Genomic DNA, 19,957 nt, shown 5'->3' on the forward strand with positions numbered 1-19,957 from the left:
TATAGTAGAATACTTCCCGATAGAAGGAGATTAACTCTATGCCGTTACCTATGGTTCATCTCAATATCGCTAATCGAATTGCAGACTCGCTGCAAATGCAGACTGATCGAGGTTCATTCTATCTGGGGAATATCGCCCCGGATTCCATACATATGCGTGAAGGTACAACCAGAGAGGATAAGGAATACACCCATTTTAACCCGAAAGATGATGGAGATTACGTTGGTGAACTGAAGGAACTCTATTCATTCTATATGCAACAACTTACCGATGAAGGATGGAAGTGGTTTGTGCGAGGATACTTTATGCATGTGCTGACAGACTATTACTGGTTCCGGAGTGTGCATCCTGAATTCGTCGAGCGGGTCAACAAGGAAGATCAACATACAGGCATTAGTAGGTCCAAGGAAGAACTTTCACGTTTATATTATCAGGAGACGGACCAGATCGATTTCAATCTCTATCAAGGTTCAAGTTGGAGCGAAGAGGTATGGCGGGTGCTCAACAGCTCACCGGGTTATGACATGACGGATCGTTTAACCGCTGATGAGATTGTTCGCTGGCGGGATCACACGTTTTCTTTTCTTAATGGGGAAGAACCGGGAATTACTCCTGAGTTCATTACGGGTGAGAGAGTTCAGTTATTTGTGGAAGAGACCGTAGAGCGACTGATCGCTTTGTTGTCTTCATGGGATCCGGAGTTAGTAACTGGATATGACTACAGATAGTTTAGTGCAGTTGAGTCATTAGAAACTGTATCTATTACTTCTCTGTTCATTACTTGTCTATTTAACACGAAGTCAGGGGGGCACGCAGTATGGTGAAATATGTAGGAGTGTTGCTCGTATTTGTCATTGTCACGTTCATTGCAGGGTGCAGCAAACCGAATGAATCGAACGTGAAAGAGGGGCTTCCTATGCTGATCACCTTAACCTGTAATCCAAACCTCACCATGGAACCATGCCAAGATGTTGAGTTTGATCGATCTGACGAGATTCGGATCATGATGGAGGCCATACATAAGGCTGTGCGTTTGCCGGGCATTCTTGATTATGGTACAGAGTACGTCATGAGCATAACAAATGCGGACAGCTCGATAACACGGTATGATTTTTCATTAGGAATGGATCCCAAGATGCAAGGCCTGTTGGTAAACCAGGAAGACTCGCATACTGGATATAGCATTCCTCTTGAGGATTCGAATCAACTAAGAAGACTGATTCAGCGACGTACAGATTAAGAAGGTATATGGAACGGAGAAGAACCTGTGGATGACAAAATTACCATTGAACCTTTGACATGGTCAGATGTAGATGGAGTGTATCAGGTGTTCGAAACAACCATTCCCGCAGCATTTGATCAGGAGGGAATAGGCTCGCTTCTGGATGATATTCAGGATGAAATAACACACAAAAAAGCGATGATTCACAAGGCATTGCAAGCAAAAAACAACATCAAAGCAAGTGTATTTTTCCTTGTCGCCAAAATGGGAGATGTTATTGTAGGCACAATCTCGTATGGACCGTGTGGTGAGGAGATTCGAGAATGTACAGAGGGCCGGCTGAACGATATCGGAGAACTGGGTAGCCTTTACGTGTTGCCCGATGCTCAAGGTCAGGGGATTGGTTCGGCGCTCATTCTTGCACTGGTTACTGAACTGCAACGGCTGGGAATTCAGCAATTCTGCCTGGATAGCGGTTACCAGATCGCACAGAAGAAGTGGCAACGCAAATTCGGTGAACCCTATGTCGTGGCAAAGAACTACTGGGGCGAAGGAACTGACCATATGGTTTGGCTGTGTGAAGTACAGGATTTTATAGTAAAATGAAACGTACAAAAGAGATGACGACCTGTATTGTATAGGGGTCATCTCTTTATCTTTTTGCATCGATCGTGAACGATTGTTCGTACAGTGTACCATGTGTGTTTTTATGTACCCGAGGAAAAAAGGAGTGAACATATGTCAATCCAGTGGAATACACCCGAGCAACGGCTGTCCCCTCATGCGGTAAACTTGTGGAGAATTAGCGCCATCATATGGAATGTGATAGGCTTTCTAATTCTTGCCGTACTGTTAATACTCGACTCCATCTATGGATGGAAGACGTGGATTGGTTGGATTTTGTGGGGCGTCACGGCCATATCTGTACTATATGCGGTGTGGGATATTTTCATCCAGCCGTCATGGTTATACAAGCATTGGTACTATGATGTGAATGAGGAGTTCCTGCAATTGAAGCGTGGGGCGCTAACCAAGGTACACCAGATCATCCCCATGGCGAAAGTGCAATCGGTTACAACAAATCAGGGACCTTTGATGCGAAAATATGGACTCTATTCCGTATCGGTTGGCACGATGGGTTCATCACATGAAATCCCCGCCTTGCCAGAGGAAGTTGCGCTTGCACTTCGTCATCAGATTGCGTCCTATGCGCGGATTAATGAGGTGGATGAATGATCGATATGAAGCGACATCATCCATTAACCATGCTGTGGAGTCTGTGGAAACTGGTGAAGAATTCGTTCGCCATCATCCTGTTTTTGTTTGTCTTCCGTCAGGGCTCAGAGTCCCAATGGCTCTTCTATGGAAGAATCGCCTTTTATGCAGGGATTTCCATCGGCATCGTGTCGATCATCTGGAAGTGGTTCACTTCTCGTTATACAGCAGACGATAAGGCCTTTCACATCTACAGTGGTGTGTTCAACCGTACTCGAAGAACGATACCGTATACCAAGGTCCAGAACGTGAACCGACATACGACGCTGTTTCATCGGTTGTTCCGCGTGACGTCGATTCGATTCGAGACCGGAATCAAGGGAGAAGATGCTACCTTCCAGTTACACGTTGTTTCATTTTCCGAAGCGGAGCAGTTGGAGAAGATTGTAGCGGGTTATCTGGCAGAAGATGCAGAAACAGTAGGAGCAACAGAGGAACGTGATACGTTGGATGCAGTTCAGGATATGGAAGAGGGAGAGACGCAATCCGCCCCTGTTATAACTGATGAAGCCATGTCTCTACCTGCAAAAGAAAAACAGGAACGGATTGTTCATTATCATTCTACCCGCAAGGACATATTCAAAGCATCCTTTACCTCGCTTAGTTTTCTCGTACTGATTCCGGTCCTGGCTACGCTCTATTCCTGGGTGAAGGATTTCTTCCCCGATGAAGAAGTAACGGAAAGTATATTATTAACCTGGCTTGATTCCTGGTGGATTGCCAGTTTGATGATTTTGGTTTTGTTGATCATATCTATTGCTCTGGGCATAGTCAGAACCTTCGTAAAGTATGGCAATTTCCAGATCACCTCGGATGCCAAGCGGATCTATATCTCGAAGGGCATGATGGAGCAAACGTCATTTTCAATCCTGAAAGAGCGCGTTCAGGCCGTGAAAATCACTCAGTCACCGATGAAAAGGCTGCTTGGACTGGCGGAAGTAGAACTGACCACTGCAGGTAGTCTGGGAGAATCCGAGCAGGAGGTGAACTCGCTCTATCCCTTCTTGCCTGTGAAGCAAGCCTATACCCTGATTGAGGAGATCCTGCCATCCTATCGGGTTACGCAAGAGATGGAAAAACTTCCACGAATATCACTATGGCTGCGCCTGCTCAAACCAAGCTGGGGATGGATCATGATCACGGGTTTATTGTGGTATTTCAAACCAGTGGTGTTTGGGCAGAAACATGCCTGGTTGATGATTTCCGCGATTCTGCTTGTGTGGATTGCAACATGCAGAGTGATGGACTTTTTCCATACCCGATACATTCTGCATCAGAATTTCATCCAACTTCGAACCGGTGCACTTACTTCAACACTCTTCATCTCCAAACGTGAGAAAGTCATCGAAGTGCAGATCACTCGTAATGTGTTACAACGTTGGTTCGGTGTGGCTTCCATTCATACCGTAAACCGCGCCAAACCAGTACTGCATCATTGGGCACATGACATTTCCCTGGATACGGCGAAATCATTTCAATTATGGTACATGGGACGTACCCAAGATGTTCAGACCCGTTAATTGTAAGAGCAAGTGCAGGAAGACCAAACAAGGTTATTCTGTACTTGCTCTTTTTAATTGAAGACAGAGGAGGAAGAATAATTTGATTAAAGCTGTGTTCTTTGATGTGGACGGTACATTGCTGAGCGAAATAGATCGGAGTTTATCACCGCGTACAGCTGAGTCGATCCGGGAGTTGATTCGTAAAGGCGTTCAAGTCGTACTCGTCACAGGCAGGCCCTATAATTTATGCGAAGAATTCAGAAATCTCGGAATCGATACGATCATTTGGGCTAATGGGGCATTGATCAAAGCAGGTGATGAAGTGATACATAAGTCTGTACTTTCAGCACAGATGGTTAGAGCATTCAGTGAGTTTGCCGAGTTGCATGGGCACAGTATTTCATATTTTACAGAGTCATTTGAGACGAACGGGTTGTGTACAGCAGATGGTCGTGTTACTGAAGCCTTAAGTGATACGCTTGGACTCATGGATTTCCCGCAGAAAATCAGCACGTTGGAACAGGACGTATATTGCATTTGTTTATATGCGGATGAGGCGGAAACGGAGAAGTTCCAATCCAGATTTCCTTCTTTACGATTCGTGAGATTCCATCCGTATGTAGTAAATGTGCTGGAAGCGAGCGAAGTCAGCAAATCCATAGTCGCAGAGAGAGTTCTCGACTACCTGAAGATATCCAGAGAGGATACAATGGCCTTTGGTGATGGGGAGAATGATGTGGATCTGCTAGAGTATGCGGGAATCGGAATTGCGATGGGAAATGGCGGAGAACGAATTAAAAAAAGCGCCGATTATGTCACCCTGCGGGCAAGTGAAGATGGAGTCACCCATGCATTGAAGCAATTTAAGATTTTATGAGGATGGATCGGCTAAAAAGATGAATTATATCCAAATTGTGGATTTTCGTGTAGAATGAGATAGCACGTATTAAGCCCTAAAGCATAGGGTGTTGATCGAAGGGTGACTTATGAAAAAGGTTGTTATCGTAATCCTGTCTCTTGTTGTACTTGTTGGTGTATCCTCTTCCGCTTATGCTCATCCAGGCAGACTGGACAAGAACGGTGGACATAACTGTTCAGCCAAATCCAAGCAAAAGGGTCTGTGCACGGGTTATCACTATCACAAAAAGAAAAAATGAGAATGAGCTTTTACAAGATAAACCCAGCCAACGTTCAATGTATGGTTGGGTTTGCATGTGTACCATTGATTTAACATGTTGGAGGCGGTTACACCATGCGGATTCAGGAGATATCGGTATGGAATCATGACGAATTAGTGCCGATGCTGGCTGAAAGCTCCAGTGAGGGGTTCAGACATATCGAGCGATTAATCCATGAATATGAGAGAGGAATCAATACATTTGAGCAAGAAGGTGAAGCGCTTTTTGAATGCAGAATGCACGATAAGGTTGTTGGGATCTGCGGTCTGAACAGAGATCCTTATTCTAAAATGACGGATACCGGAAGAATTCGCAGGCTTTATGTGATGAGAGAATTTCGAAGACATGGGGTTGGGCGCAGGCTGATGGATGCGGTTATTCAAAAAGCGGAAAATCATTACGCTCGACTGGTTCTGTACACGGATCAACCGGTTGCTGGATCTTTTTATCACAACTTGGGATTTAGAGAAGTGACGAGTATGGAAAAGATAACGCATGTACTGGAATTGGGGGAGAAGGAAGATGGATCATATTAAAGCGGTTATTTTTGATTTGGATAATACGATTCTGAACAGAACGATGACCTTTGACGGCTTCACGCAGCGTTTAATCAAGACCTATTTTGGTCACCTTGAGTCAACTGAAGATATAAGTAAACGAATTATTGAACTCGACCAGGATGGTTATAAGGACAAACCCTTTCTGTTCAACGAGTTGCTGCATGAACTGCCTTGGGCAGAGCATCCGCCACATGCAGAACTGATGGAGTTCTATGGCAGAGAGTATGTGCGAAGTTCAGTTCTGATGGAACAGGCGCGAGAAGTGGTTCAGCATCTGCGGGGGAAATATCGAACCGGGTTAATTACCAATGGACAGACCGATATTCAGTATGGGAAAATCGATCAACTCGGTATCCGGGAGGATTACGACCATATTATTGTTTCAGAAGAGGCTGGAGTCAAAAAGCCCGATCCACGCATATTTCAGCTTGCGCTCGATCATTTCGGTCTAAGCCCAGAGCAATGCATCTACATTGGCGATCATCCCGTGAACGATATTGAAGGAGCAGCAAGCGTAGGCATGAGCACCATCTGGATGAAGGTCAACCAGCCGTGGCAGGATCGCATTACGTCGGGTCCTTTACATACGATTGAGCATCTAAGTGAGTTGAAGGAATTGCTGTAGAAGGCAGTTATATAGACAAGTAGATTACTATAAACAAAGTTTGGAAAGTGAGGAACATATGGAGATTAGACAGATGGCTACAGCGTTTTTGAGCAATGGCTCAGACATGCTGATGATGAAGAAGGCGGGCAGCAGATTGTTTGATTTTGAATTCTGGGGTGGCATTGGCGGACATCTGGAACCAGGGGAACTGAACGTACCCATGAGCGCCAGCTATCGGGAGATTGAAGAAGAGACCGGGTTCAAGCAAGAGGATGTCGAACATTTTCGGCTTCGATATATTCTGTTGGAAGTTAATAGTGGTGAGATTTGGCAGCAGTTTGTATATTTCGGAGAGACTACGCATCGACAATTTGTGTCCTCAGATGAAGGCGAGTTATTCTGGATACCGCTGGATGAGGTATTGGACTTACATTCGTCTATTCTGATCAAAGCAACGCTCAGGCACTATTTACAACACCCAGGCGCAGAAGACATCTGGATTGGCAACGTTCAGAGCGGAACAGACCTAAAGGGCACTCCACAGGTAATATGGAACAGAATGCAGGAAACGATATCATTTGAGCCAAAGGGGGTTAATCGATAATGTTGAAATATAGAACTGGAAGAAAAAAATGGAGATGGATAAATTACCTGTTGATCACTGTACTGATTGCTATCATTCTTCCGAGTAGTCATGTAGAGGCAGGCAGCACGATTACAGTGAAAACGAAGGTCCAATATTACAAAGGACAGCCATACATACATCTAACAGGTGGAAAGAAATCTGTGACGGATAAGCTGAACAAGACATTTAAACTCCACGCAGTGAAAGCAGCTCGCCTGGACAAAGAAGAAAAAAAATCAAACAAAAATTATTTCTACATTACCATGGCCAGTGTAAAATACAATGCAAAAGAAAAATTATCTGTGGTATATGAAGATCATGTGTACACTGGCGGAGCACATGGAATGGATGCGACAAAATCATATAACTATGATTTAAGAACAGGTAAAGAACTAAAGCTAAGCGAGTATGTCAAAGACGATATTCAGATGGAGAAGGTAGAGAAATCAATCTCCAACAGTCTATTAGCCATGTATAATGCAGGAGTTTCTATTTTTGAAGAAAATATTTATGATTTTCAGATTGATCAAACATCTGAATTCTTTTTATACGATAAAGGGATCGTCATCCGATTCTATCCTTATGAGGTTGCACCCTACGCTAAAGGGTTTGTAGATATTAAAGTCCCGTTCAGTAAATTTAACCAATAGAGTTTTTGCAATAAAAGGCATGATCCAGTTCAATGAGGTTATGTCTTTTTCTATTTATACAATCATTTGAAATAAATCCAACAATATCTGACATTTTCCCTGCATCAGAATGGTACTCTGATTTCCGGGATCACACCTTAACGCTCAGCGTATCCTTTATTCAGGCTGACCGTAGCAGAGTGTAAATGCTATGGCAGCCTGAACGAGCGAACCGGTTTAATTTTGCATAGGACAGTGGCGGTTGTTATGGGTTGTTGGCATAACCTCAAGACATCTGACTACGCTGTAATAATTCGATCTTTCGTTCGTCTATTCCGATGTTCTATAGCCTCCTCATAATCCCCGATTAGTGTGTCAAAAATATGCTCCCACGACCGCTGCTCAGCCAGCTTTCTGCCTTCCAATCCCATCATCCGCAATTGGTTCCCGTGATTTCCCCAGAGACATATCTCCCGAATCAGTGCATCAGCCTGACCTGGCTCGAATAACACACCATTGCGGTGAGGGGATATCAGATCCTTTACACCTCCAGCATTGGCCGCCACCACAGGGAGTCCTGAAGCCATCGCTTCCAGTACCACATTGCCAAATGTCTCCGTAGAGGAAGGAAACACAAACAGATCTGCCGAAGCATACATAACAGCAAGTTCTTCCCCATGAATATATCCTGTATAGGTGACATTGGGTGGGGTTTGCAGACGCATTTTGGGAAGAGATGGGCCGTCACCAACGATAATCCAGTGTACACGGGACTGCATCTCCTGGGGCAACTGCTGCATGGTAGTTGTGAGTGTAGCGATATCTTTTTCCGGGGCAATGCGTCCAACGTAGAGTAGAATAAGGGGAGCGGTGATGTGGTATCGTTCACGGATATCCGAGCTGCGTTTATCAGGGGAGTACAGATTACAATCAATCCCGCGAGACCAAAGTTTCAGACGCTGAATGCCTTGGGCTTGCAAGGTGTTTAACGTTTCCTGCGATGGAGTTAGGGTTGCATCACAGGCACGGTGGAACCATTGGATATATTTCCAGTAGAGAGGAATCATACTTTTCAACCGGTAGTATTCGAGATAACGATCGAAGTGGGTATGGTAGGAGACAACATGCGGAAGATGGTGTTTGAGCGCATACCTCAGACCAAGCAGCCCCATATTAAAAGGCGTGGCGATATGCAGCAGATCGGGCTGAAAGGTGTGTAGCTGCTTGTGTGTGTCTGCTCTTTTGGGTAGAGCAATGCGGCATTCGGGATACAGAAAAAAAGGGATGTTGGCAACCGATCGGACTTGAGTCTCATGGCTTCCTTCAATGACGGAGTTCGGCGTAAACAGCAGATGTTCAATTCTTCTGCGGTTCAGATGGTTACTCAAGCGGTGGAGCGTGCCAGCAACACCATTGGTTTCCGGAAGATAGGTGTCTGTGAACAAGGCCAGTCGCATCATTACCCCTCCCAAGACTCGTGATGTCAAGATCATAACAGCGGAACATTTTCCAGAGGTCAAGTGCACGTTAACTTGACGATATTCCCTGTAAATTTGTTAAAGGATATACTATACCAACTTCCATAAGTTCAACTTATATAGCGTATTCTGATATGATGTAATAACGTGTCGGCGTATAGATAGACAGAGAGATACAGGAGGCAGAGAAAGATGAACAAGTTACAAGAAGAATTGCAGGAGTTGTTACCACTCGATCAGCTTGAGGAGATGTCAGGTGAAGAAGTGGTGGGTAGTGTTGCCATGGACCTTTATCGGGCTGAATTTGCGACAATTCGAGAAAGTGGGCAGGAACTTCCGCAAGTATTGCGAGATATCATTCTGATCATCGATCTGGATACCGAGCTGTCCATGAACGGGATGACCGGTTTCCTTGAGAATGCCAGCGGACAGTATCTGGGTGAGACGATAACAGCTATGGAGCGGATCGGCAATGATGCAGATGCCGTGATCTTGAAGAAGATAGAGCAGATGTTGTCCGAAAGCGGCGTAACGCACGGGCAATTACGAGATAATGTGAATGGCCTGTCCGAAGACGACATCACGACAAGCCTGCAAACACACGGGGAACAGATTCATGAGGTATTGCAGCAGATTGAACTGGAAGCCGCGAATTTGAGCATGCAATCGGATAATGAAGAAAGCTTCGACATGCTGTATCAGTATGTGGACGAAAATAAAGATCGTTTGAAACAGGAGATGCAGCACATCTTGTCCAATTAAATGGAAAGAGACTTCGTATAAAGGCATCCTTCCTAACTATAATTGAGGAGGTAAATGACAAGTATGAACAAACGATTAGCGACGGAATCCGTTCTGGTTACCCTGTTATTCATCATCGGTTTTGCAGCTTGGAATGTCATTCAAGGCATGATCATGACCATGAATTACGTACCTGATCTGATGAACACCGCTTCTTCTGGTACCCCATTGCAATCCAAGGTTGCTTTTGGAACTATGGTTCGGTGGGATATAACATCCATGATCATGGCTGTTGCCGGATTCGTTTTGCTCGCCGCAGCATATTATGGTCTTCGATCAGGAATGCAGCGCTGGACACAGCGTTCCTGAAGTATTGTCCAAGTAGGATACATGTTCCTTACGCTGCCTTTGCAGCACATGAATTAAAACTCAATGACAACGGCCCTGAGTCTATTAGACTCAGGGTTTTTGCTATGGCTAATGTTTTTCCGCTTCGAAGGGGAAATTTTCTAGATCCAAGGTCAAGGCAGAATCCGTTACAATGATCTTGTAAGCGCTTATCGTTTTGGATAGAGAGAGGAGGAGAGACAGAGATCATGATTACAACCAATCAGATTTATCTCGATCAGACATTGCATAGCAAAGAGGACGTATTTGATTTTATATCTGCGGAGGCAGAGCGTTACAGCATCACTACAAACCGTGCACAACTTGCGGCTGATCTGTGGGAGCGCGAACGTGTCTACTCCACCGGACTTCAGGATCACTTTGCGATTCCCCATACCCAGAGTGAAGTTGTAACACGTCCGGCAGTGATGGTCATTCGATTACGGGAGCCCATTGATTGGGAATCTCATGACGGCAAGCCGGTAAAATATATTTTTGCCATCCTTGTGCCTAAAGGTCATGTAGACGTATCCCATCTGCAAATCATCTCTTCACTTGCCACCTTATTGCTGGAAGATTCATTCAAAGAGGCCATCGCAGAAGCGGTGCAGCCGGAAGATGTATATACGTTGCTTCATCAATATACGGAAGGACTGGTGTCATAATGAAAATCGTAGGTGTAACGTCATGTATCGCAGGTCTCGCCCATACTCCGATGGCCGCCAAAGCATTGGAGAAAGCAGCTCAGCAACTGGGATATGAGATCAAAGTGGAACAGCAGGGAGCTATGGGACAAGTCAATAAGCTGACGGAAGAAGATATTGCTGCAGCGAATTTTGTCCTGATTGCAGCGGATCAAACGGTGAAGGACATGGATCGGTTTGGCGATAAAAAAGTCGTACGTGTCAAAATCGGTCATGCCGTAAGTCAGGCAGAAGCGGTATTAACCAAAGCTGTTGAGGCTGTGAACGCACAAGCTTAACCCCACCTTCCACATGAGGAGAGAGTACGATGAGAAAATGGTTTGGTGAAGCAAAAACACATCTAATGACAGGTATCTCCTATCTGCTGCCGGTCATTATCGCGGGTTCCCTGGTCGTTGCCATCTGTAAAATTATCGCACTATCAATGGGCATTACTGATCTTGATCCGTACAAAGATGGAAGCGGATTCTTGCATATTTTATATCTCGTGCAAAATGTAGGATGGAGCGGCATCGGACTATTGACGATTGTCCTGTCCGGTTACATTGCGTACTCCATTGCCGACAAACCTGCGCTGGCCGCAGGTCTGATCGGCGGGGTGCTGGCACAGCAGACCAACGCCGGTTTCTTGGGCGCGTTGATCTCCGGTTTTTTTGCCGGATACATCACCTTGTGGGTTAAAAACAAAGTTAAAATTACAGGTCCGGCCGCTGGCTCGGTACCGTTAATCATTTTACCGCTGATTACCGTTGGTTTAACCGGATTTCTGATGGCGGTCATTCTGGGTGGTCCACTGGGCGCACTGAATGAGTATCTCATTGCTTGGGTTCAAAACATGAGCCAGAGCGGAACCAATACCGTTGTGCTTGCGATTATTCTGGGAGCGATGATCGGATTTGATCTCGGCGGACCCGTCAACAAAGCGGCATGGATGGCAGGCAACGCCCTGTTCCTGTCCGGTGTATATCTGCCGAATATTTTCATTAATATTGCCATCTGCATCCCGCCGCTTGGTTATGGCTTGGCGACATTGCTGATGAAGAAACGTTTTTCCAAAACCTATCAGGAAGCGGGCAAAGGTGCAGTGATTATGGGCGTGATCGGTATCACGGAAGGTGCTATTCCGTTCACACTGCGTAACCCTGCCAAGATGATTCTGGTCAACATGTTTGCCTGTGCAACGGGCGCTGCCCTGACTGCATTGCTGGGAGCACATATCATCATGCCACCAATTGGCGGCTTATATGGAGCTGTGTCAGTAGGTACCCCAATCGCCTACCTTGCCGGAGGCATCGTCGGCGCACTGATCGTGGCGGGAGGCACCATGCTGGTGAACTTCCGTGATGAAGAAGAGAAACAACCTGCCAAGACTCAGGAAGCTTCAGTGAAGAAAAACGGGGAAGAAATCGAACTCGTTTTTGACTAAAAGTACATGTTCAAAAAGATCGTTTTTCAGTATCGAGAAGATGGGATGAAGGTAGAAATGGAGTAGCGGAGCGTAGGGAAAACTACGTGAGCAACTACAATGTTTCCGAAGGAAACAACCTTCGTAAGCATCCACTTATTTCGGCTGAATTCCATATTCGATGCTGATGATGCCAACAGGCATCCCTCGTAATCAAAAGCGGACTTTTTTGAACAACCTTTAAAAAGGCATCTGGAGGGATATAGAGATATGAGTGAGAGAAATCGTACCAAAGTACATGTGATTCCACATACACACTGGGACCGGGAATGGTATTTTACGACCTCCCGTTCCAAAGTGTATCTTGTCAAACACGTCAAGGAAGTATTGAACGCACTGGAGAATATCGAAGGATTTCATTATTACCTGCTGGATGCACAGGGCTCACTGCTGGATGATTACATCCGCTGGTGTCCAGAAGATGAGGAACGTATCCGCCAACTGGTTTCAGCCAAACGACTGATGACGGGACCCTGGTATACACAGACGGATCAATTGGTGATTTCCAGTGAATCCATGGTCCGAAACCTGTATTATGGTATGAAAACGGCACAAAAGTACGGACATGCGATGAAGGTTGGTTACGTCCCGGATGCGTTTGGACAATCGGCACAGATGCCGCAGATTTATCGGGAGTTCGGCATCGAACGTTTCCTGTTCTGGAGAGGCGTATCAGATAATACGAATCCACATACCGAGTTTACGTGGGAAGGATCGGACGGTAGTCGTGTATTTGCTGTGCAGATGCCGTTCGGGTATTACTACGGCGGTAACATTCCAGAGAATGAGGAAGATCTGATCCCTTATCTGGAGAAACAGATTGGTGCGCTTGAACGGAAAGCCTCGACCAAGCATATCTATTTCCCTAATGGGTTTGATCAGGCACCTGTCCGGTTGAACCTGCCTGAGTTGATTGAACGGTTCAATGCGCTGGATACAAAACGCGAATATGTGATGAATGAACCGGAACGTTTTCTGGCGGAGATCGAAGCAGATAGTCAATATTTGCCTGTACTTCGGGGTGAATTAATGGAAGCCAAGCACATGCGTATTCACAAGTCCATTTTTTCCACCCGTGCCGATCTTAAACAACAGAATAACCGGATTGAGAATCTGATCGCTAACACGCTAGAACCTGTGCTTGCCATTAGCCATTCTCTCGGGCATGATTACCCGCATCGCATTGTGGAGGACATCTGGAAGCTATTGTTTGAGAATGCGGCACATGACAGCATCGGCGGTTGTAACAGCGATACAACGAATCAGGACGTTGCGTTCCGTTACAAACAGGCCTACGATATCGCACTGAATTTGCTCGACCTCCATATGCGGATGATTGCTTCAACGATTCAGCAGGAGGAGACATTTGCGTTCACCCTGTTCAACACGCTACCGTATGTGCGAGGCGGGGTTACCGAGATTGAAGCTTATATTCCGGAAGAATCTTTTGTCATTCGGGATACGAAGGGACGCGAGCTTGCCTACACCATTGTGGAAAAAGCAGATCAGACCGATTATGTGCTTGGACAACACATTGACCTGAATCCAAGTCGCAAAGTGCATCTGCCGGAACGCGTATATCGCGCGAAGCTGCTGGTGGCATTGCAAGAAGTCCCGGCAATGGGTTACACCCAGATTGTGTTTGATTTCAGTCAGGGAACTGCACCTGTCATGGAGCGGCGTAACGGGGAAACGATTGAAAATGAACATTTCACCATTGCACTGCAAGCAAACGGTACCTTGCAAATTACAGACAAGCGATCTGGGCAGGTGTATGCGGATCAAATGGTCTTTGAAGATAACGGGGATGACGGAGATTCCTACAACTATTCTCCACCTGAGCGGGATCTGATTGTTTCTTCGGCAGGCAGTCAGATGAGTGCGACTACTACCCAAACGTCCGTATCTCAGACACTATCCCTGCGTTTCACGCTGGATGTTCCCTACGATCTGGAAGAGCGCGCCGCAGGCATCACGTCGGGAGCATTGCCAATGCAGGTGCAGATATCTCTTCGCAAAGGAGAGAAGCTGATCCGCTTCCAGGTTCAGGTGCAGAATGAGGTGTTCAGCCACCGTCTGCGTGTTCTTTTTGATACAGGAATTGCTTCCGCCCTATCCATTGCAGATCAGCCTTTCGGTGTGATTGCTCGTCCAACCTCATTGCCAGAAGTGGAGGTATGGGAGCGCGAACAATGGCAGGAGAAACCAATCACCATTGAAGCGATGCAGAGTTATGCCGGGTTGAACAACGGTTCGCATGGTATGGCTGTGATGACGGAAGGTGTACGTGAGTACGAGATTATTGGTGAGCAAATGGATACCATTGCCCTGACCTTGTTCCGCACATTCGGTTTCATGGGTAAGGAAAACCTGTTGTATCGTCCTGGCCGGGCCTCCGGTGAGAAAATTGTAGCAACACCTGACGCGCAATTGCTCGGCGAGCTCTCCTTTACCTTTGGCCTGCATATCCAGACTTCTGGATTCGACGAAGCAAATGTAGCCCGTGCTGCACGTGAATATCTGACACCGATCAGCAGTTATCAGCTATGCGACTTTCTGAATGGACGACTGATCTTTGCTTTCCGCGATGAGGAACGTGTTCTTGATACAGACTACAGCCTGATGTCGTTCAGCGACGATTCCAACGTGGTGTTAAGCAGCTTCAAGAAAGCAGAGCAGAGTGACGGATACATTGTACGTGTCTTCAATCCGTATCTGTCACAGTCTGCTAACGTGAACATGCACTTCAATCAGGCTGTACATGCAGAGCGTGTATCCCTTGCGGAACAACCATTGGAGCATCAGCAGAAGTTAACCGATGGAGAAGAGGTCGTTCGTTTGCCGGAGCTTGCACATTGCAAATTGATGACTGTACTTGTATCGATATAAAGTAAGCTTTAGTTATACACAATCCTGATCAGAAGGGAGGTCGGATATCGGTATGATTTTTCCAACAAAACGGTTGAAAAAGCTGTTCCAACTCATTCATGGTGAAGGACAGGAACAGGCTTGGACGAGCCAAGCACTTGCAGACAGACTAGAGGTTACGGTGCGTACCATTCGGGATGATCTGAAAAAGCTGGATCATATCCTTGCGGGGCATGGTGGGAACCTGGAATCCAAGCGTGGGCGAGGTTATTCCATTTGTGTGCATGATGCGAAGCGATATAATGAGCTGTTGGAGGAACGGAAGGATGATCGGCAAAAAGGTGCGCCAGTACCTGGATCCCCTGATGAGCGTATCCGTTATGAATTGTTCAAGCTGCTTGGTGAACCGGGTCATATCAAGATGGAAGACCTCGCTGATCAGCTGTATATAAGCCGTGCAACGATGAACAATGATCTGAAAATCATTCGTCAGATTTTGGAGAACTACCAGCTTCAGCTTCAGATCAAGCCAGGACATGGGGTAAAGGTTGTCGGAGACGAGCAAAGGTTCCGTTATTGCCTTGCCGAATACGCTGATGCGCGAGATGAAGAACTGGGGCCGGAAGGCATGACTGCTGCACAGGAACGTTTGTTGTACCCAATCGAACCCGCACACATCCGCGAAATCGTCATTCGCCATGTAGGCAAACAGGATGTTCGTATTGCAGATGTGGCGCTGAAAGATCTGATTACGCATCTTGCTGTTATGGTGTTGCGCATTAAACAGGGGCATGAACTGGAGCGATTCGAGAAAGTGGAGGCGAATCTGCAGGATCAGCAACTTGCGCAGCAGATTATTCAGGATCTGGAGTTGTTATATTCCATTCACTGTCCAGTCGGAGAGCGAGATTATCTGTTGCTGCATATTGTTAGCAAAAAAATGACCGCTACCGATTGGAATGGACTACAAAGTGACCCATTATATGTTGCTGTACAGCAGATGCTGGGTCATATCTATGATCGGTACACCTATGATCTGCGTGATGATGAACGCTTGCCAAATGATCTGTATGCCCATCTGAAACCCATGATTACTCGCCTGGAACATGGCATGAACATGCGGAATCCACTGCTGGGACATATACGTAAATATTATCCGCTGGCCTATGAGATTACGATCAGTGCAGTGAAACAGCTACAGACATACGTACCTCATGAAATCAATGACAGCGAGATTGGTTACCTGGCTCTCCACATTGGGGCAGCATTGGAGCGTAAATACCAGATTCCTCATCGCAAACGGAAATCCGTATTGCTGGTCTGTGGGTCAGGATACGGCACAGCCCGTATTCTTGAATCCAGATTGCGTTCGTTATTTGCCGAGCTAGAGGTCTCACGTGTAGTTTCGCTACGGGAGTACGAGGAGATGGGGAGTGTGCCCGAAGACTTGGTCATTTCCACGATTCGGTTACGGGAGTCCAAAGGCAAACCTTCGGCTGTCATTGCTGCGATTCCATCGGAACGTGATATGGCAACGATTACTCATCTGGTGCGAACTAGTGATGAGCAGGAGGAAATGACGCTGCTGCGTTACTTTGATCCAGCGTTGTTCATGTTTCGGTCGGATCAGCCTGACAAAATGACACTTATGGCTGAGATGAGCGGGGCGCTGTTGGAGAAGGGAATTGTAACCGAGCAATTCTGGCCCGCTGTGCAGGAACGGGAAAAGATGGCTTCAACCGCGCTTGGAAGAGGCATGGCGATTCCGCATCCCATGGAGCTGAGTTCAACCCGTACGACCGTATCCGTATGTCTGCTCGAGAAGCCGATTCCGTGGGATGAGGAGAATGAAGTACATGCTGTATTTATGTTATCTATCTGCAAAGAGGATTACGAACAGGCAATGGGGATCTATGATCTGTTTGTAGAATTGATCCGGCAGGAGGAACAGCTGGAAAGCCTGCGATCCTGCGGCAGCTTCGATGCGTTTGCCCAACTTGTATGCGAAACGTTGAGTCTGAAAAGTACCGATGTGTATTAATATATATGGATAATTCTACTGACACTCCGATGACAGAATAACCTTCCGATCGCTATTATCCCCAGATTTTTTGATTGCTCATATTAAAAAGGGAAAAACCGTCCTTCATCAGATTTGTCTGATAGAGGACGGTTTTTATTCGTTTACACAAACTATAGATTAGATATGTTTGGAAATGACTTCTTCCAGTCCTTGAGCGACAGAATGCGCACCCCGCGCCAGATGTCTTTCATACAGATGCAGGCGCACAAAACTTTCATCCGTGCCCATCGCTTCCGAGAATATTCCACTGAGCCCACGAGCGCGGCGATCGATCTGTAATAGCAGCTCAAGCGAATCGCCCATCGGATAGAACAGCACTTCCAACTCATCCAGATGCCCACGGAACTTGTTTGTTGGTACAAATTCAAATTCCTGTACAAATGGCAGATTGCCGCCCAGCTTTGGTGCGTAGTCATTGGTTACTTCACGCAGTTTGAAACCAAGGATATCAATTGCATCGAGCACGGTATTCATGTCTTTGCTAGGAACAACATGCAGTCTGTCCCGATCTGAGGGGTCCACGGCGCTTGAGATATCGAGGCCTGTTTCTACCCATACTTCTGCACGATGCAGTGTAATCGGCAGATTTTCTGGGAGGTCAAATGAGAAGTCTTTCTCCAATTTGGCACCAGGCTGTAAGGTAAATCCTTCGGTGAGCAAATATTTGGCTATAACAGCTGTTTCTTTTACTTTGCGATCATCGCGCTCCCGTATGTAATGGGTTTTGATTGAAAGATAGATTCGATCTACATTCTGTTCCACATCCCCACCTTCAATGTACACAACTCCCGAGATGATTCCTCCAGGTGTGACCTCTGGTGTATGCAATTCCGTATTTACTTTGGCTGCTCCAACACCTACACTGGCTAACATTTTCTTAAAAAATGACATGCGCTCAACCTCCAGATCAGATGGTTTTATTATAGGGGATACATACGACTTCGACCTTAATACGGAAGCCGGAAGAGAAGCGTTTCAAATTTTAGCAAAGATATATCGCATACCCAAACAGGAGATTCGCCTAGCCGATGTCGAATGTTAGAATAAAGGGATTTTTTGTCAGGAGATGAAGGCGATTGAACACAGAATTTTCAGAACAGAAATATGGTGAGACTGGTGTCAAAACCAGCTTCGAGCAGATGGCGAACGGGGAACAGAAATATAAAATGATCGCAGAAGATGGCAGTTATTATTGCAGAACCGTTGCTTCATCCCAGGGAGCTTGGCAAAACAGTCATGTACATATCAATCTAACGGAGTTTTATGTGGTGCAAACCGGATGGATTGCGTATGCCAGTTATGGAGACGATCAGATGTTTTCGATTCGAGTGATGCGTGCAGGAGAGCACATCATTGTCCAACCTGGAATCCACCATAATATATACATGTCTGCACATAGCGCGATCCATACCATCAAACATGGATTGAATACCTCCAGTGATTGGACGGCTTCACCCGAGTTGGATAGGTTAACGCAATCTTTAACAGAGAAGGAGCTGCTCCGGAAGTATGATTAACCAGACGGGAGGATCAGACCAATGCGTAAAAGTACAATATTTTGGCTTACGGGAATAGCGATAATTCTCTTGGTGACTCTGCTCATATACAGCTATGTAATTCCAAGTGTGAGTGCACAGGATGTTGTGATGGCAGGCACAATCAGGCAGATTGATACGGATGCAGTTGAGATAGAGTTAGAGATAACGCGAAAAAGAGAAGACAAGGATCAACATATGGTGTATCCCGTTGTCCCGGGATGGGAAGGGGTCACATTCACTGAGGAACAAGATGATGCGTGGTACATGCCTTCGTCTGTTGGCAGCTCCTATTTGGATCAAGTCATTCTGGAAAAGTATCTGAAGGCGCAGGGGAAAACCATGAAATCAGCTGATACTCTGATGGGATTTGCGATACCTGATGAGATAGGGAGTTACAAGTTGCGGTTAACGCTTAGATCTTTGGGTGGAACGACTCAGCCGCTTGAGAATCCCATGGTGTATTATGTTCACAACGAGCATTTGTTAGGGAAGGATCTGAGTTGGGTTACGGGTGAGAATCTGGAGATCAATAAGGAGTAATCAGAATGATGAATGTATATGAATCGAATGAAATCACCGTACGTTTCTTGGAAACAGAAGATGAACGACATCTGGTGAAGTGGCTGTCAGACCCGGAAGTTCTTCAGTACTATGAAGGGCGTGATCGGCCGCATGATTTGGAGCAAGTGAAAGAACATTTTTACAATCAGAAAGATGATGCTACTCGTTGTATCGTTGAGTATGGAGGACATCCGATTGGATACATTCAGTTCTATGAGCTTGAGGAAGAAGAGCGAACGGAGTATGGTTATGGAGACACGGATGAGATCATCTATGGAACAGATCAGTTTATTGGTGAGGTAGACTACTGGAATAAAGGCATGGGTACACAGTTGATGCAATCCATGCTGGCTTATCTGATTAATGAAAAACAAGCCCGTAAAGTGGTGATGGACCCTCAATCCTGGAACTTGCGAGCGATATCCTGTTACGAGAAATGTGGTTTCCAAAAGATTAAACTGTTGGAGAAACATGAGCAGCATGAAGGACAGATGAGAGACTGTTGGCTTATGGAATATGCTCCTTAGATAATGT

Annotated in this window: 23 protein-coding genes; 21 read left to right on the forward strand and 2 right to left on the reverse strand. The window is 46.0% G+C overall.

The window, feature by feature from the left end; translation table 11 throughout:
* Positions 1–38 precede the first annotated feature (38 nt).
* The 11 genes from V6669_RS08150 (at position 39) to V6669_RS08200 (ending at position 7,619) form a co-directional block, all read left to right on the forward strand.
* Complete coding sequence (locus V6669_RS08150; protein ID WP_338592645.1) at positions 39–728, forward strand: zinc dependent phospholipase C family protein; 690 nt, start codon at positions 39–41, stop codon at positions 726–728.
* 89 nt (positions 729–817) lie between these two features.
* A complete protein-coding gene (locus V6669_RS08155; protein ID WP_338592647.1) occupies positions 818–1,240 on the forward strand; it encodes a hypothetical protein in 423 nt (140 codons plus the stop codon).
* Between the two features lie 27 nt (positions 1,241–1,267).
* Positions 1,268–1,828 carry a GNAT family N-acetyltransferase gene (locus V6669_RS08160; RefSeq protein ID WP_338592649.1) on the forward strand — a complete coding sequence of 187 codons (561 nt, stop codon included), beginning with the start codon at positions 1,268–1,270 and terminating at the stop codon, positions 1,826–1,828.
* A gap of 132 nt (positions 1,829–1,960) precedes the next feature.
* A complete protein-coding gene (locus tag V6669_RS08165) occupies positions 1,961–2,458 on the forward strand; it encodes a PH domain-containing protein (RefSeq protein ID WP_047842183.1) in 498 nt (165 codons plus the stop codon).
* On the forward strand, positions 2,455–4,017 hold the full coding sequence (locus V6669_RS08170) for a PH domain-containing protein (protein ID WP_338592653.1): 1,563 nt from the start codon (positions 2,455–2,457) through the stop codon (positions 4,015–4,017). The genes V6669_RS08165 and V6669_RS08170 overlap by 4 nt, the downstream gene beginning before the upstream one ends.
* Before the next feature lie 82 nt (positions 4,018–4,099).
* Positions 4,100–4,876, forward strand: a complete 777-nt coding sequence (locus V6669_RS08175; protein ID WP_338592656.1) for a Cof-type HAD-IIB family hydrolase — start codon at positions 4,100–4,102, stop codon at positions 4,874–4,876.
* Positions 4,877–4,985: 109 nt separating this feature from the next.
* On the forward strand, positions 4,986–5,156 hold the full coding sequence (locus V6669_RS08180) for a YHYH domain-containing protein (protein ID WP_094030640.1): 171 nt from the start codon (positions 4,986–4,988) through the stop codon (positions 5,154–5,156).
* A 95-nt stretch (positions 5,157–5,251) separates the two neighbouring features.
* Positions 5,252–5,713 carry a GNAT family N-acetyltransferase gene (locus tag V6669_RS08185; RefSeq protein ID WP_338592666.1) on the forward strand — a complete coding sequence of 154 codons (462 nt, stop codon included), beginning with the start codon at positions 5,252–5,254 and terminating at the stop codon, positions 5,711–5,713.
* On the forward strand, positions 5,700–6,362 hold the full coding sequence (locus tag V6669_RS08190) for an HAD family hydrolase (RefSeq protein ID WP_338592668.1): 663 nt from the start codon (positions 5,700–5,702) through the stop codon (positions 6,360–6,362). The genes V6669_RS08185 and V6669_RS08190 overlap by 14 nt, the downstream gene beginning before the upstream one ends.
* Positions 6,363–6,435: 73 nt before the next feature.
* Entirely contained in the window at positions 6,436–6,948 is a 513-nt protein-coding gene (locus V6669_RS08195; RefSeq protein ID WP_338592671.1) for an NUDIX domain-containing protein, read from the forward strand.
* Positions 6,948–7,619 carry a DUF3298 domain-containing protein gene (locus tag V6669_RS08200; protein ID WP_338592673.1) on the forward strand — a complete coding sequence of 224 codons (672 nt, stop codon included), beginning with the start codon at positions 6,948–6,950 and terminating at the stop codon, positions 7,617–7,619. Before V6669_RS08195 ends, V6669_RS08200 begins: the two co-directional genes overlap by 1 nt.
* A gap of 278 nt (positions 7,620–7,897) precedes the next feature.
* On the opposite strand, the gene V6669_RS08205 is transcribed toward V6669_RS08200, so the two are convergent.
* A complete protein-coding gene (locus V6669_RS08205; RefSeq protein WP_338592675.1) occupies positions 7,898–9,058 on the reverse strand; it encodes a glycosyltransferase family 1 protein in 1,161 nt (386 codons plus the stop codon).
* Between the two features lie 210 nt (positions 9,059–9,268).
* Here V6669_RS08205 and V6669_RS08210 point away from each other — a divergent pair, with 210 nt between their 5' ends.
* The 7 genes from V6669_RS08210 (at position 9,269) to V6669_RS08240 (ending at position 17,282) form a co-directional block, all read left to right on the forward strand.
* The gene (locus V6669_RS08210) at positions 9,269–9,838 is read left to right on the forward strand and encodes a hypothetical protein (RefSeq protein WP_338592678.1); all 570 of its coding nucleotides are present in this window, start codon (positions 9,269–9,271) and stop codon (positions 9,836–9,838) included.
* 63 nt (positions 9,839–9,901) lie between these two features.
* Positions 9,902–10,186 (forward strand): hypothetical protein, encoded by a 285-nt coding sequence (locus V6669_RS08215; protein ID WP_315936843.1) that lies wholly within the window; start codon positions 9,902–9,904, stop codon positions 10,184–10,186.
* A 227-nt stretch (positions 10,187–10,413) separates the two neighbouring features.
* A complete protein-coding gene (locus V6669_RS08220; RefSeq protein ID WP_076209284.1) occupies positions 10,414–10,869 on the forward strand; it encodes a PTS sugar transporter subunit IIA in 456 nt (151 codons plus the stop codon).
* A complete protein-coding gene (locus V6669_RS08225) occupies positions 10,869–11,186 on the forward strand; it encodes a fructose PTS transporter subunit IIB (RefSeq protein WP_017689749.1) in 318 nt (105 codons plus the stop codon). Before V6669_RS08220 ends, V6669_RS08225 begins: the two co-directional genes overlap by 1 nt.
* Positions 11,187–11,215: 29 nt before the next feature.
* Positions 11,216–12,334 (forward strand): PTS fructose transporter subunit IIC, encoded by a 1,119-nt coding sequence (locus tag V6669_RS08230; RefSeq protein ID WP_036610325.1) that lies wholly within the window; start codon positions 11,216–11,218, stop codon positions 12,332–12,334.
* Positions 12,335–12,583: 249 nt separating this feature from the next.
* The gene (gene mngB, locus V6669_RS08235) at positions 12,584–15,262 is read left to right on the forward strand and encodes a mannosylglycerate hydrolase (protein ID WP_338592688.1); all 2,679 of its coding nucleotides are present in this window, start codon (positions 12,584–12,586) and stop codon (positions 15,260–15,262) included.
* 52 nt (positions 15,263–15,314) lie between these two features.
* On the forward strand, positions 15,315–17,282 hold the full coding sequence (locus tag V6669_RS08240) for a BglG family transcription antiterminator (protein WP_338592690.1): 1,968 nt from the start codon (positions 15,315–15,317) through the stop codon (positions 17,280–17,282).
* Positions 17,283–17,441: 159 nt separating this feature from the next.
* Here the strand turns inward: V6669_RS08240 and V6669_RS08245 are convergent, their stop codons facing one another.
* The gene (locus tag V6669_RS08245; RefSeq protein ID WP_338592693.1) at positions 17,442–18,215 is read right to left on the reverse strand and encodes a sporulation protein; all 774 of its coding nucleotides are present in this window, start codon (positions 18,213–18,215) and stop codon (positions 17,442–17,444) included.
* A gap of 185 nt (positions 18,216–18,400) precedes the next feature.
* Between V6669_RS08245 and V6669_RS08250 the strand changes: the two genes are divergently transcribed.
* From V6669_RS08250 to V6669_RS08260, 3 genes are read left to right on the forward strand one after another with little or no spacing between them, the layout of a single operon-like run.
* Positions 18,401–18,841 carry a hypothetical protein gene (locus V6669_RS08250; RefSeq protein ID WP_338592695.1) on the forward strand — a complete coding sequence of 147 codons (441 nt, stop codon included), beginning with the start codon at positions 18,401–18,403 and terminating at the stop codon, positions 18,839–18,841.
* 21 nt (positions 18,842–18,862) lie between these two features.
* Positions 18,863–19,402, forward strand: a complete 540-nt coding sequence (locus V6669_RS08255; protein ID WP_338592697.1) for a hypothetical protein — start codon at positions 18,863–18,865, stop codon at positions 19,400–19,402.
* 8 nt (positions 19,403–19,410) lie between these two features.
* Positions 19,411–19,950, forward strand: a complete 540-nt coding sequence (locus V6669_RS08260; protein ID WP_338594884.1) for a GNAT family N-acetyltransferase — start codon at positions 19,411–19,413, stop codon at positions 19,948–19,950.
* Positions 19,951–19,957: the final 7 nt, after the last annotated feature.

This window comes from Paenibacillus sp. Y5S-9 (assembly GCF_036894235.1).
In the GTDB taxonomy this organism is placed as follows: Bacteria; Bacillota; Bacilli; order Paenibacillales; family Paenibacillaceae; genus Paenibacillus.